General features: G+C 57.2%; 9 protein-coding genes. 3 read left to right on the forward strand and 6 right to left on the reverse strand.

All coding sequences use genetic code 11. From position 1 onward, the window contains the following. Positions 1-26 precede the first annotated feature (26 nt). Together uvrA and BKA12_RS04795 are read right to left on the reverse strand one after the other, a co-directional pair. Complete coding sequence (gene uvrA / locus BKA12_RS04790; RefSeq protein ID WP_246361834.1) at positions 27-2,891, reverse strand: excinuclease ABC subunit UvrA; 2,865 nt, start codon at positions 2,889-2,891, stop codon at positions 27-29. Between the two features lie 223 nt (positions 2,892-3,114). Next, positions 3,115-3,504, reverse strand: a complete 390-nt coding sequence (locus BKA12_RS04795) for a GntR family transcriptional regulator (RefSeq protein ID WP_183641092.1) — start codon at positions 3,502-3,504, stop codon at positions 3,115-3,117. 58 nt (positions 3,505-3,562) lie between these two features. Between BKA12_RS04795 and BKA12_RS04800 the strand changes: the two genes are divergently transcribed. After that, positions 3,563-4,225 carry an MBL fold metallo-hydrolase gene (locus BKA12_RS04800; protein ID WP_183641094.1) on the forward strand — a complete coding sequence of 221 codons (663 nt, stop codon included), beginning with the start codon at positions 3,563-3,565 and terminating at the stop codon, positions 4,223-4,225. A gap of 10 nt (positions 4,226-4,235) precedes the next feature. Here BKA12_RS04800 and BKA12_RS04805 read toward each other — a convergent pair whose 3' ends face one another. Beyond that, positions 4,236-5,057 carry a methyltransferase domain-containing protein gene (locus BKA12_RS04805; RefSeq protein WP_183641096.1) on the reverse strand — a complete coding sequence of 274 codons (822 nt, stop codon included), beginning with the start codon at positions 5,055-5,057 and terminating at the stop codon, positions 4,236-4,238. A 132-nt stretch (positions 5,058-5,189) separates the two neighbouring features. On the opposite strand from BKA12_RS04805, the gene BKA12_RS04810 reads away from it, so the two are divergent. Both BKA12_RS04810 and BKA12_RS04815 read left to right on the forward strand, forming a co-directional pair. Beyond that, a complete protein-coding gene (locus BKA12_RS04810; protein WP_183641098.1) occupies positions 5,190-7,745 on the forward strand; it encodes a DEAD/DEAH box helicase in 2,556 nt (851 codons plus the stop codon). A 7-nt stretch (positions 7,746-7,752) separates the two neighbouring features. Beyond that, positions 7,753-9,249: an alpha/beta fold hydrolase gene (locus BKA12_RS04815; protein WP_246361602.1), complete on the forward strand. Its 1,497-nt coding sequence runs from the start codon at positions 7,753-7,755 to the stop codon at positions 9,247-9,249. Here BKA12_RS04815 and BKA12_RS04820 read toward each other — a convergent pair. The 3 genes from BKA12_RS04820 to uvrB form a co-directional block, all read right to left on the reverse strand. Further along, on the reverse strand, positions 9,239-10,597 hold the full coding sequence (locus BKA12_RS04820) for an MFS transporter (protein WP_183641100.1): 1,359 nt from the start codon (positions 10,595-10,597) through the stop codon (positions 9,239-9,241). The genes BKA12_RS04815 and BKA12_RS04820 overlap by 11 nt on opposite strands. 141 nt (positions 10,598-10,738) lie before the next feature. Then, entirely contained in the window at positions 10,739-11,767 is a 1,029-nt protein-coding gene (locus BKA12_RS04825) for a TerC family protein (RefSeq protein WP_183641101.1), read from the reverse strand. A gap of 350 nt (positions 11,768-12,117) precedes the next feature. Continuing rightward, positions 12,118-14,211 carry an excinuclease ABC subunit UvrB gene (uvrB, locus tag BKA12_RS04830; protein WP_183641103.1) on the reverse strand — a complete coding sequence of 698 codons (2,094 nt, stop codon included), beginning with the start codon at positions 14,209-14,211 and terminating at the stop codon, positions 12,118-12,120. Positions 14,212-14,261: the final 50 nt, after the last annotated feature.

The following is a 14,261-nucleotide window of genomic DNA, read 5'->3' on the forward strand; positions in this document are numbered from 1 at the left end:
CAAGCTGATTGTCTACTTCTCTCGCACTACTTTTTGGCAGGCAATAGCTCTGCAAGGAACTGACCCGTGAAGCTCGCTTCGTTCTTCGCGACTTGCTCCGGGGTTCCTTGGGCGATGACCATACCGCCACCAGATCCGCCTTCAGGACCCATATCGATGATCCAGTCAGCGGACTTGATCACGTCAAGGTTGTGCTCAATTGTGATGACCGTGTTGCCTTTATCCACGAGTCCTTGAAGGACCAGCAGAAGCTTTCGAATGTCTTCGAAGTGCAGGCCGGTGGTGGGCTCGTCGAGAACGTAGACGCTACGTCCGTTGGATCGCTTCTGAAGTTCGGCAGCGAGCTTCACACGCTGTGCCTCACCACCGGAAAGCGTGGTTGCTGGCTGGCCCAACCGGACGTAGCCCAATCCCACGTCAACGAGCGTGTTCAAGTGACGCGAAATCGGAGTGAATGCTGCGAAGAACTCAGCGGCTTCTTCAATTGGCATATTGAGCACTTCAGCGATGTTCTTGCCCTTGTAGTGCACTTCCAACGTTTCGCGGTTGTAGCGCGCGCCATGGCAGACCTCGCACGGAACGTAGACGTCCGGGAGGAAGTTCATCTCGATCTTCAGCGTGCCGTCGCCCGAGCAAGACTCGCAGCGGCCGCCCTTGACGTTGAAGGAGAAGCGTCCTGGCAAGTAGCCGCGGACCTTCGCTTCATTCGTCTCGGCGAAGAGCTTACGGATGTTGTCGAAAACGCCCGTGTACGTCGCCGGGTTGGATCGTGGCGTACGGCCGATCGGGCTCTGGTCAACGTGAATGACCTTGTCCAGCTGGTCAAGACCTTCGACGCGCTTGTGGCGTCCAGCCACTTGCTTTGCACCGTTGAGCTTGTTGGCGAGCGTCTTGTACAAGATGTCGTTGACGAGCGTCGACTTTCCGGAACCACTCACGCCCGTGACGGCCGTCAGCACGCCTAGCGGGAAATCGACCGTGACATTTTGCAGGTTGTTTTCGTGGGCGTCGATGACACTCACGAAACGGTCCTTGTCCGTCTTACGACGCTTCTTAGGAACCTCGATCGACTTGCGGCCGGACAAATAGGCACCCGTGATGGATTCCTGGTTCGCTTTGAGGTCCTCGAGGTTTCCCGAGTGAACCACTCGTCCACCGTGCTCGCCTGCGCCCGGTCCAATATCGACGATCCAGTCCGCCTCGGCGATCGTGTCTTCGTCGTGCTCCACAACAATCAGGGTGTTGCCCAAGTCGCGCAATCGCGTGAGCGTCTCGATCAAGCGACGGTTGTCGCGCTGGTGCAAACCAATGGATGGTTCGTCCAACACGTACAGCACGCCCACGAGTCCAGAACCAATCTGCGTAGCCAAGCGAATACGCTGTGCTTCGCCGCCGGACAGTGTTCCTGCCGCCCGCTCCAGGTTGAGATACTCGAGGCCAACGTCCAAGAGGAACGTCAATCGAGCCAAGATCTCCTTCAAGACCTGAGCTGCGATCTGGGCTTCGCGGTTGGTGAGTTCGAGGTTGGAGAAGAACGCTTCGCAGTCACGGAGCTGAAGTGCGCTGACCTCGGCAATGGACTTGCCGTTGATGAGAACGGACAACGACGTGGGGTTGAGCCGCGCGCCTTGGCACTCAGGGCACGGCGATAGACGCATGTATTCTTCGTAGCGGTCACGTGCACTGTCAGATTCAGTCTCTTGGTGCTTGCGCTCGATGTACTGAATGGCGCCTTCGAAGCCGGTGGAGTACTTGCGCTCACGACCAAAGCGGTTGCGGTATTGCACCACAACCTTGTGATTGCGGCCGTGAAGAATGGCAGTCTGCGCTTCCTTGCTCAGGTCCTTCCACGGCGTATTGAGATCAAATCCCATTTCCTCGCCAAGGCCTTCGAGAAGACGATTCCAGTACTCGCTTGTGGCCTTACCAAGGTTCCATGGCGCGATTGCGCCTTCGGCCAGCGTGGCATCGTGGTCAGGGACCACCAGTTCCTGGTCCACCTCAAGGCGAGTACCAATACCAGTACAGACCGGGCAAGCGCCGAAGGGATTATTGAACGAGAAAGACCGCGGTTCAATCTCATCGATCGTGAGTGGGTGTTCGTTCGGGCAAGCCAAGTTCTCGCTGAAGGAACGGACGCGTCCTTCGTCAGACTCATGGAGATCAACAAACTCGATGAGAACGCGGCCATCCGCTAACTTCAAAGCCGTCTCTACCGAGTCAGTCAAGCGCTGACGAACACCGTCACGAATAGCGAGACGGTCAATGACTACCTCAATCGAGTGCTTGTACTGCTTCTTGAGGGTTGGAGGGTCGCTCAGCTGAACAGTCTCTCCATCCACACGAGCTCGCGAGTAGCCGCCCGCTGTGAGCTCCTTGAAGAGATCAACGAACTCACCCTTACGTCCGCGAACCACAGGTGCCAGCACCTGGAAACGGGTCTTTTCTGGAAGCTCCAACAGCTGGTCCACAATCTGCTGCGGAGTCTGCTTAGTAATCGCCTCGCCACATATAGGGCAATGCGGACGACCCACGCGAGCCCACAACAGACGCATGTAGTCGTAAATTTCGGTGATGGTGCCGACGGTCGAGCGAGGGTTCTTGCTCGTGGACTTCTGGTCGATGGACACCGCAGGAGACAGACCTTCGATGAAGTCCACATCTGGCTTATCCACTTGCCCCAAGAACTGACGGGCGTACGCAGACAAAGACTCAACGTAACGACGCTGGCCCTCGGCAAAGATAGTGTCGAACGCGAGCGAAGACTTGCCCGAACCGGAAAGTCCGGTGAACACGATCATCGAGTCGCGCGGCAGATCCACGTCGACGTTTTGGAGATTATGCTCGCGCGCACCTTGAACCAGAATGCGCGTCAGGTCCGGCTTGTGCAGCGGCGCATCGCCGCCACCTAGAACGCTGGATGATCCGTTCTTCGAAGGTGCGTGGACCTTCGGGCTCTCGGCTTGCCCCTGGATAACTTCTTCAACACGACTTCCCACGCGTGCAACAATATCCGGTTCGCGTTCGAAAATCTGTACGAATCACCTGAAAGCGAAAGAATTTGCGAGAAAGCGAGCCAGCGTCGTCGTAATCTCGGCAAATTGAGATGAGCGGTTAGCTGCGGGCCTTCGCCGAAAATGCCGCCGAAAGATACAGAATTGCCCGCTTTTCATCCACTCCGCAAGCCAGGGCTTCGTCCACAAATTGCTCGGCCGCTTCGCGCATTCTGTCAGCAAATTCGTCCACGCTTGCGCGCACAAACGAACCCAGGCGACCATTCGTTTCAATGATCCGTTGCTCTTCCAGTTCCTTATAGGCACGCGCCACGGTATTGACCGAAAGTCCCAAGTCGCTCGCCGCTTGGCGCACGGTGGGCAGCTTCGTTCCGCTCAACAGTTTTCCGTTGCGCACTCGAAGAATTATCTGATTTTTCAATTGCTCATACGGGGGCACCGATGACTGATGGTCGATGACCCCGAAATCGAAAGTACCGGTGCTCTTCATAATTCGAGCCTATGCCATTTATCACAACGATTGCGTGAAGCCGCCCTAGAATGGGCTCATGGATACCCTTTTGGAGAACCGCGAACTTGTCACTTTGCGCGGCAGTTCCGTGAGCGAACAGGACAACCGCAGCTACGTCATCACGTCGAAGCAGACGGGCGCACAGGTCCTCGTTGACGCGGCGGACAACATCGATCAAATCAAGGCGCTACTAGCGTCGGCGCAGGATGACTCCCCCGAGCCGTTGAATCTCGTCATGATTGCCACGACGCATCAACATTGGGATCACGTTCGAGCGCTGCGCGAGCTTGCGGAAGACACCGGCGCCACGACAAGCGCCGGCGCGGCGGACCTCGAAGCGATTGAAAAAGAGTCCGGCTTGCGTCCCGCGCATGCTCTTGAGCACGACGACGTGGGCAACTTTCCCGGTTTCGACCTCCGCGCGATTCACTTGCGAGGGCATACTCCCGGCTCGATCGCTTTCGTCTACGAGGATCCTTCCGGCAGCCCAATTATTCTCAGTGGCGACTCGTTGTTCCCCGGCGGAGTCGGCAACACGTGGGAAGACCCGGAGCGATTCACGTCCCTGTTTAACGACGTACGCGAACGCCTCTTTGACCGTTACCCGGACGACTCCGCGGTGTACCCGGGGCACGGCAACTCGACCACACTCGGCGCCGAACGTCCGCACTTAGACGAATGGCGCGAGCGAGGTTGGTAACTACTGTGGGCTAGTTCTTTTGCCCGACGACGAAAATTCGACGGAAGAAGAACACAGCCTCACCGGTCTTGGGATCGAGCGGGTAGGCGTCCTTGAGATGGTGCTCGTACTCGCTCTCATAAGTTTCGTAGCCCATTCCCTCCGGGAGCTGGCCACTTTCTTCAAGCTTCTGGAAGGCTGCCATGAGTGGCCGGAGCGTGGTGCCGCGAGTCCATTCGAGGACAGGATGGCGCTCCTTGTTGGCCGGGAGAATGTGCGAGTACGTGGTCTCCCAGACGTCGGCCGTCATGCCGTGGTTGCGCAGCAAGTGGAGGTATTCATCGGGCTGGTGCACAACATCTTTATGGCGAAGCACGCCACTAACGAGCGGGCGCCAACGCGGCGACTCCGCGAGATCATGCATGATCACGTGTGACTGAGCACCAAAGTTTCCGGGAATCTGAACGGCAAACCAGGCGCCCTCAGTGAGGTGGTCCAGCCACTTTGCCATCAGATCTGCGTGTCCTGGAATCCACTGCAACATGGCATTGGAGACCACTCCGTCAACATCTGAGTCCGGGAGCCACGCATTGGCGTCAACCACGTCAAAGCTCAGGTTTTCGATGTCGCTGAAGCTATGGCGCGCCTTCGCCACCATCTCTGGGGAGGAGTCCAAGCCGAAGACCTGCGCCTCCGGCCAGCGCTCAGCGAGCGTCTTGGTGAGATTTCCTGGGCCGCAGCCAAGGTCCACGACTTTCCTCGGCGAATCCGCAAAAACTCGCCCCGTGAGATCAAAGTACGGGCGGTCTCGGTGATCTGAAAACTTGAGATATAACTGAGGGTCCCACTTCATAGTCTCAGCCTAAGTCTTGTAGTGCAGATCACGCACAGCCGTCGGCACATAGCGAAACGTAGCATTGATATGCCCGTGTTCCACCGTTGCGAGAAGTCGGTGGAAGGTGTTTGGGAATAGGGTGGAGACATCATGAATCTCGCTGAACTTGTGCCTGCCGCCCCATCCAACGAAGTCCTTCCCGAAGCCACCTATGAGAAGTTCTTGGAATGGGTTTCCTCACGCGGCCTGACGCTGTATCCGGCTCAGGACGAAGCTGTCATGGAAATCGTGCAAGGCAACCACGTCATCCTTGCGACGCCTACGGGCTCAGGCAAGTCAATGGTGGCCATTGGCGCGCACTTCCACGCGTTGTCACGCGGCGAGGTCTCCTATTACACGGCGCCGATCAAGGCACTCGTGTCTGAGAAATTCTTTGATCTCTGCAAGATCTTTGGCGCCGAGAACGTGGGCATGGTGACGGGCGATTCTTCCGTCAACCAGGACGCCCCCATCATTTGCTGCACGGCCGAGATTCTCGCGAACATTGCCCTGCGTGAGGGCACCAAAGCAGACGTCGGCGTCGTCGTCATGGATGAATTTCACTTCTACGCGGATCCGCAGCGTGGCTGGGCTTGGCAGGTACCGCTCCTTGAACTGCCCCAAGCGCAATACTTGCTGATGTCTGCGACCCTTGGTGACACGAGCTTCTTCGAGGACGAGCTGACGAGCCGCACGAATCGCGAGACGGTCACCATTGCACACGCGGAACGGCCTATCCCGCTTCACTTCTACTACTCCGAAGATCCCATTCACGAGGCGATCCAAGAGCTACTCGAGACTCGTCAGACTCCCATCTACGTAGTCCATTTCAGCCAATTGGCAGCGATCGACCGTGCCTCTGACCTCATGAGCATCAACGTCTGTTCGCGCGAGGAAAAGGACCGCATCGCCGAAATGATTGCCGGCTTTCGGTTTGGGGCTGGCTTCGGCAAAACCTTGAATCGATTGGTCCGCCACGGCATCGGCGTGCACCACGCGGGCATGCTTCCTAAGTACCGCCGGCTCGTCGAGCAACTTGCGCAGGCCGGCTTGCTCAAGGTGATTTGCGGAACGGATACTTTGGGCGTCGGTATCAACGTTCCCATCCGTACCGTCCTGATGACGGCACTTACCAAGTACGACGGCGTTCGCCAACGTTTACTCAACGCGCGCGAATTCCACCAGATATCGGGACGTGCCGGCCGCGCAGGTTTCGACACCGCTGGCACCGTGGTGGTGCAAGCGCCCGAACACGATATTGAAAACAAGCGAGCTATGGAAAAGGCCGTCGCCAAGTTCGGCGACGATCAGCGCAAGCTCCGGCAAGTAAACAAGAAGAAGGCTCCAGAAGGCTTCCTTACCTGGAGCCAGAAGTCCTTCGACAAGCTCGTCGCTTCTGAGCCTGAGAAGCTCTCATCTTCCTTTACTGTTTCTCACTCCATGCTCTTGAACTTGTTGGAACGCGAAGACGATTCTTTCGCAGCGGCACGCAGGCTTCTCACAGAAAACCACGAGCCACCGGCAAAGAAGCGCCAACTCCTGCTGCGTGCACTGGGCATCCTCCGCGAGCTTCTCGCTACGGGCGTCGTCGAGCGCCTTGAGACGCCGGATAAGCACGGTAATCGACTGGCACTGACCGTGCATCTTCAGCCGAACTTCGCTTTAAACCAGCCGCTCTCCCCCTTCGCTCTTGCAGTTCTTGATGTGTTGGATCCTGAGGCACCTTCTTATGCGTTGGACGTCGTGTCCGTGATCGAAGCGACCCTCGAGAACCCACGCCAAGTGTTGAGCGCCCAGGAGAAGAAGGCCCGCGGCGAAGCCATCGAAGCGATGAAGGCCGAGGGGCTCGACTACAACGCGCGCATGGAAGCGTTGGAAGACGTCACCTACCCGCAACTACTGTCCGAGCTCCTTGATCAGTCGTTCGAAACGTACCGCAAGGGTGCGCCGTGGTTGGCGGACTTTGAGCTTGCCCCTAAGTCGATCGTGCGCGACATCTACGAACGTGCCATGAGCTTTGGTGAGTACGTGAACTTCTACGGCATTGCGCGTTCCGAAGGTGTGCTGTTGCGCTACCTGACGGATGCTTACAAGGCGCTCCGGCAGACCGTACCTCGCGATGCTCTGCGCGAGGACCTTGAGGATCTCATCGACTGGCTGGGCGAAGTGGTTCGACAGACTGACTCGTCCCTCCTCGACGAATGGGAGCAGCTCACCGGCGATAACGTCACAGCTGACTCTTTGGTTGATCCGTCCGAGGTCCTACCACCTGCTCCCCCACGCGTCACCGCTAACGAGCGCGCTTTCCGAGTCATGGTGCGCAACGAGATGTTCCGTCGCGTTCAGCTCTTTGCCAACGAAAAGGCCGCCGATTTGGCCGACCTCGATGGCGCGGAAGGCTTTGATATCGATCGTTGGAACGACCTTCTCGATGACTACTTTGACGAACACGACGACATCGACGATGGTCCTGCCGGTCGCGGACCAAACCTGCTCATCATTGATACCGCGCCTGCGAACAAACCACGCACATGGCACGTTCGCCAGATCTTCGCAGATCCTCGTGGCGACCATGACTGGGGCATCGAGGCAGACATCGATCTGGATGCTTCGGATGAAGCAGGCCAGGCAGTCGTTCGGCTGACATCCGCGGGTCGACTGGGATAGCACTGCCATGAACGACGGCATGAACTACGCCTTGAACGACGCCAAGAATGATGACATGACGAAGACCATGCAGGGCATGGAGGGCACAGAGGGCACTATGGAGCACGTCGCGGAAGACACTGTAGGCGAAGTCGGAGAGACAGCAGACGAACTCGGAGAGACAGCAGCGGAGGACATCCTGGAATCCACCGTGAAGGTGCCACATCGTCAAGAGGCTCCCATTCAGCTGCGCGGCATGACGGCCATCAGCCATCGTTTTGAGGTTCCGCTTGATCATCTCAATTCCGGCTCGCGGACTTTGGAAATCTTTGCGCGTGAAATCAACGCTTCAAGCGATGTCGAACGCGAATCAAAGAAACCATGGCTGTTGTACCTGCAAGGCGGACCAGGTTTTGGCGCGCCTCGGCTGACCACAAATTCGGGCTGGCTCAAAGAGGCCACCGAGTCGTTCAGAGTGTTGTTGCTTGATCAGCGTGGAACGGGCCTCAGCTCGCCCGTCAATCATCAAGTCTTAAGCGGCTTTGCCAGCGACGACGAACGTGCCGAGTACCTCGCGCATTTCCGGGCGGATTCGATCGTGAGGGACGCCGAGCTCATCAGGCTGACCTTGGGCATTGACTCGTGGTCCACTCTGGGACAAAGCTTTGGTGGCTTCTGCACTCTCACGTATCTTTCACTGTTCCCCGGGTCCCTCAATCGCTCGATCATTACCGGTGGACTCGCGCCGCTGCATGGTTCGGCAGACCGTGTCTATCAGGCCACGTTCGCCCGCATGCGGGCGCGCAACGAGGAATACTTCGCGAAGTACCCAAGTGATCGTGTGATCCTGGACCGCGTCATTGACCACGTGAGAAACCGTGAAGAATTCTTCAGCGACGGACGGCGACTGTCGGTCGGTGCAGTGCAGATGTTAGGCATGTTCCTGGGCGGCAACACTCGTGTGGACCAACTACATTTCCACCTTGAGGGCGCATTCATAGAGACTGCGAACGGCCCCGTTTTGAGCGATGCATTTAAGGAAACGATGCGCTCAAACGCATCCTTCCTCGGAGGCCCGCTCTATGCCGTCCTGCACGAAAGCATCTACGCGCAAAAGGATGCAACGCGGTGGTCGGCCGCTCGAGTTCTCGCTGAGAACCCAGACTTTGATCCCGCGTCTGAGTCTCCACTGCTGACGGGCGAAATGATCTACCCCTGGCACTTTAATGAAGATCCGGCGCTCACCTCACTCAAGGGCACGGCGGAAATTCTGGCCACCAAGTCAGATTGGCCGGAGCTCTACCGGCTGGATACGCTCTCCAACAATTCTGTTCCCGTGGTGGCAGCCGTCTACACGGACGATGTGTATGTGGATCGTGATCTGAGCCTAGAGACCGCCAACGCCGTCAACGGTTTGAAAGTCTGGGAGACCAAGGATTTCCACCATGACGGTCTCGCGGACGACGGTGCCAGCATTTTCAAGCGTCTACTCGCCATGACCAACGACGAAGACGTTACGCCGTAACAGCCTGCTTCGTCCTGTCGCGCTGTGAGGACAGAATCCATAGTGCTACAGCCGCCGCAATCCCCAGCCCGATCCACGCAAGTCCCCCAAACCCCCAGGTAGCCAACACCAGACCAGCTAGACCTGATCCGGCCGCTCCAGCCACGCCCATCATGGTGTCGCTCAGGCCCTGAACAGGGACGCGTGATTCTTCGGTCACGGATTCGCTGACGAAAGCTGATCCTGCCACCGTGGCGAGCGACCAAGCCAAGCCCAGCAGCACCAACGCGACCGTGATGGCTGCTTCGCTATCTCGACCGAACACCGCGGTCACTGCGCACAACACGAACACGGCTTGGGCCAGGAACATCGTTTTTTTGCGGCCCCATCGGTCAGCCAACATTCCAAAGACCGGCGACAGCGCAAACATTCCCGCGATGTGCAACGAAATGATGAAGCCAATAACCACGAGAGTGTCCAACTGGCTTCCGGACGCATTAGCGTCAGCGCCGTGCATCGCATGCTCTTGAACCGACAGATGCTGAACATGCACCGGGGTCATCGACATGATGCCGACCATCGTCAAGTGCGCGGCAACAATGACGCCAATGCCCAAGCGCGCGTCCGGTAAATGTTTGAGGGCGAGAAGCCCGTCTTTGAGAGATGAGCGACGCTGTGGCGGCTGTGAGCTCTCCACTGCGTCGTCTGATTCAGAACCAGACTGGGCGTCTCGGAGGTCTCGAGCGTAGAGCAATGGGTCGGGTCGAAGACCCACATTGAGAACAATGATTGCTGCGATCATGCCCAGCAACGAGAAGACAAAAGGTCCGCTCATATCGGGAAGACCTAAGAACGCGCCGACAGCTGCGCCTGGCCCAATAAGGTTAGGTCCCGTCACGGCTCCAATGGTGATGGCCCAAACTACGAGCCCAAGATCACGGGCTCGATGTTGAGGCAGCGCCAAGTCAGTTGCTGCGAAGCGCGCTTGGAGATTGGCAGCATTACCGACACCCAACAAGAATGCGGACACCATGAGCAGAACGAAACTTTGGGTTGGCGGAGTGAAAATCATACCCACTGCCCCGAGCGCCGCAAGGCTATAGCCCAAGTTGAGCGAGCGTCGTCGTCCTCTCTGAACCGCAAATGACGCTAGCGGCAATGCCGAAACGGCACCCGCAACGCTAATGGCCAGCGTGGCGGCTCCCGCAAACGCTTCCGAACCAGTGACCTCAACGGCCAGAAGGGAGCCGACGGCGAGGCTCGCACCATTGCCGATGCCGCTGAGTAGCTGAGAAACGGACAAGGTACGCACGACGCGTCGTTGCGCAGAGCTCTGCTCGATGGGAGGTGTTGATAAGGGGCTTTCCACCACCTGAGTCTAACTGCGCCATGGCACTCGGTGAGGGATCCACTGAGCCGAAAAACAAGAAGGGCCGGAACGCGGTTTGTACACCACGTTCCGGCCCTTCGAACTCGATTTATGAAACCGAGAACTGAACCTGAAAAGGAACTACTGGTCGTCGCTGAGAACGCGCTCGGCGTCGGCCTTGAGGCGCTCGTCGACGCGAGTTCCCTTGCTTGCAACAAGGCTCGCAACAATCGCGATGACCAAGATGCCCACGATGATGCCGAGGGATACGAAGGTCGGGATTTCTGGAGCCCATTCGATGCCGTGACCGCCATTAATGAACGGAAGCTCGTTGGCGTGCATCGCATGGAAAATGAGCTTGACGCCAATAAAAGCGAGAATCGCGGAGAGTGCGTGCTTCAGGAACACCAAACGTTCCATGAGTCCACCGAGCAAGAAGTACAACTGGCGAAGACCCATCAACGCGAAGATATTCGCGGTGAAAACAATGAACGGGCTCTGCGTCAATCCGAAGATTGCCGGGATGGAGTCGAACGCGAACATCAAGTCAGTCATACCGATGGTGATGAACACGAGCACCATCGGAGTGAACAAGCGCTTTCCGTCAACGGTGGTGCGCAGCTTGTTGCCATCGTAGTTCTCAGAAACTGGAAGGCGCTTCGTGAGCTTGGCAATGAAGCCTGGCTCAGTTTCATCTTCTTCGTCTTCACCGGAGTCAGTCGCTTGCTTCCATGCGGTCCACAGCAAGAACACGCCGAAGAGGTAGAAGATCCAGCTCATGTGCTCGAGTGCAACAGCACCAACGGCAATGAAGATACCGCGCAGGATCAGCGCGATGATGATGCCGAACATCAAGACTTCTTGCTGGTACTTACGTGGAACAGCAAAGCGAGCCATGATGATGATGAACACGAACAAGTTGTCCACGGACAGCGAGTACTCTGTCACCCAGCCTGCAAGGAACTGTGCGCCGTAATCCGGGCCAGCTTGCCAGAACATGAGACCGGCAAAGATCAATGCCAAGGCCACATAGAAGCCAACCCAGAGGCCGGCTTCCTTCATGGATGGTTCGTGTGGTCGCTTGACGACATATAGAAGGTCAAAAAGAAGCACAAGACCAAGCACCACAAACGTGATGATCTGGAACTGCGCTGAAAGCTGGTCTGTCAAAAGACTGGCCTTTCGCTCTTGGCCGCGCGACAGAAAGAATAGCGCGGGTACGAATGATGGTCGCAAGTCTCTCCGCCGCTAAGAATCGCGGCTACTGCGTCCGGCTTCGCTCCACGATCAAGATCATGAGCTCAGCGTGTTGACGTTCACAGTATTGGGATACTCCCCTACGCTGTTGAAAATCATACCCGGTTCGTCCGCGCGCAAAAGACATAAGTAACTAACGAACAAGCGGTTTTTGGCCACTCGTTTCGCAGTCTTTTGGCAGTATTTCCTCAGGATTCCGGCGCTGGCGGGCTGCGGCGTCGTACTGGAAAATTTCTTTAAACTACGACGACGCAGCTCACCTTTTACGCGTGGCCCGCCTTTTGCATTTGGCGAAGTTCCTTCTTGAGATCCGCAATTTCGTCGCGCAGGCGGGCGGCGAGTTCGAACTGCAAGTCCTCTGCCGCGCCATGCATCTGCTGCGAGAGCTGCTCAATGAGGTCCACGAGGTCCTCAGCGGGAACGGCAGCGAGGCCATCGCGCCTGATACCTTCGGCGGCCTTGCTGGCACTAGCGGACGATCCGCGGGACTTCTTGTTTCCTTCGAGAAGTTCCTTCGTATCCGCATCTTCACGAGCCAACTGATCCGTGATGTCCGCGATGCGCTTGCGCAACGGCTGCGGATCGATGCCGTGCTCTTTGTTGTGGGCGACCTGGATTTCACGGCGGCGGTTGGTCTCTTCGATCGCCTTCGCCATCGAGTCCGTAATCCGGTCCGCATACATGTGGACTTCACCAGAGACGTTACGGGCGGCACGACCAATGGTCTGGATGAGGCTCGTTGCTGAACGCAAGAAGCCTTCCTTATCCGCGTCCAAGATCGCCACGAGGCTGACTTCTGGCAAGTCGAGGCCCTCACGGAGCAGATTGATACCCACGAGGACGTCGAAGACGCCGAGGCGTAGTTCCCTCAGGAGCTCGACGCGACGAAGCGTGTCCACGTCAGAGTGCAGGTACTGGACCTTCACACCATTTTCCGTGAGGTAGTCCGTCAGGTCTTCCGCCATGCGCTTGGTTAGCGTGGTGACGAGTACGCGCTCATTCTTTTCCGTGCGCGTGCGGATCTCGTCGAGAAGGTCATCGATCTGGCCCTTTGTGGGTTTGACGATGATTTCAGGATCCACCAGACCTGTGGGACGAATGATCTGTTCAACGAAACCATCTGCTTTGGCGAGTTCGTACTTGCCAGGGGTGGCGCTCAAGTAGACGGTCTGACCGATGCGGTCCAAAAACTCGTCCCATTTGAGTGGTCGGTTATCCATGGCGCTGGGCAGGCGGAAGCCGTGCTCAACAAGAGTGCGCTTACGGGACATGTCGCCTTCGTACATGGCACCGATCTGCGGAACGGTCACGTGGGACTCGTCGATCACGAGGACAAAGTCATCCGGGAAGTAGTCCAAGAGACAGTGCGGCGCGCTTCCCGCGTTACGACCATCGATGTGTCGAGAGTAGTTCTCGATGCCGTTGCAGAAGCCCATCTGCTGCATCATCTCGAGGTCATAGGTGGTGCGCATCCTGAGCCGTTGAGCTTCGACGAGCTTGTTTTGGCTTTCGAGTTCTTGGAGTCGCGTCTGAAGCTCGTCCTCGATGCTGGTGATCGCACGATTCATGCGGTCTGCGCCGGCCACGTAGTGCGACGCCGGGAACACGTACATTTCCTCTTCTTCTCGGATGATTTCACCGGTTAGAGGGTGGAGCGTGTAAATGTTTTCGATCTCGTCGCCGAAGAATTCAATCCTGATGGCCTGCTCTTCGTACATCGGGATGATTTCAACGGTATCGCCGCGAACTCGGAACGTACCGCGGTGGAAGTCCATGTCATTGCGCGAATACTGCATTTGAACGAACTGCCGAAGCATGACGTCCCGATTGAGCTCGGCACCCTTTTTCAGCGTGACCATGCCCTTGATGTACTCTTCCGGCGTGCCCAAGCCGTAAATGCAAGACACGGTGGCAACGACTACGACATCGCGCCTAGTCAGAAGGGCGTTTGTGGCGGAGTGACGAAGGCGCTCAACCTCTTCGTTGATGCTCGAGTCCTTCTCAATGAAGGTGTCCGTTTGAGGAACGTAAGCTTCCGGCTGGTAGTAGTCGTAGTAGCTCACGAAGTACTCCACCGCGTTATTCGGGAGAAGTTCGCGGAACTCATTGGCCAGCTGCGCTGCCAGAGTCTTGTTCTGGACCATGACTAGCGTGGGGCGCTGAATCTTTTCGATCAACCATGCGGTGGTAGCGCTCTTACCGGTACCGGTGGCGCCCAGTAGTACAACGTCCTTCTCACCATTGTTGATGCGTTCAGCAAGTTCCTTGATGGCTTGAGGCTGATCGCCTGCCGGCTCATATTCACTAATGACCTCAAAGGGTGCAACGACGCGGTTAATCTCTTGGGCCAGACTCATGTATCAAAGGCTACGCCTTTCCCCCGTTGGAGATCCCTCACAGGTGGGGC

Source organism: Neomicrococcus lactis (genome assembly GCF_014200305.1).
GTDB lineage: Bacteria > Actinomycetota > Actinomycetes > Actinomycetales > Micrococcaceae > Neomicrococcus > Neomicrococcus lactis.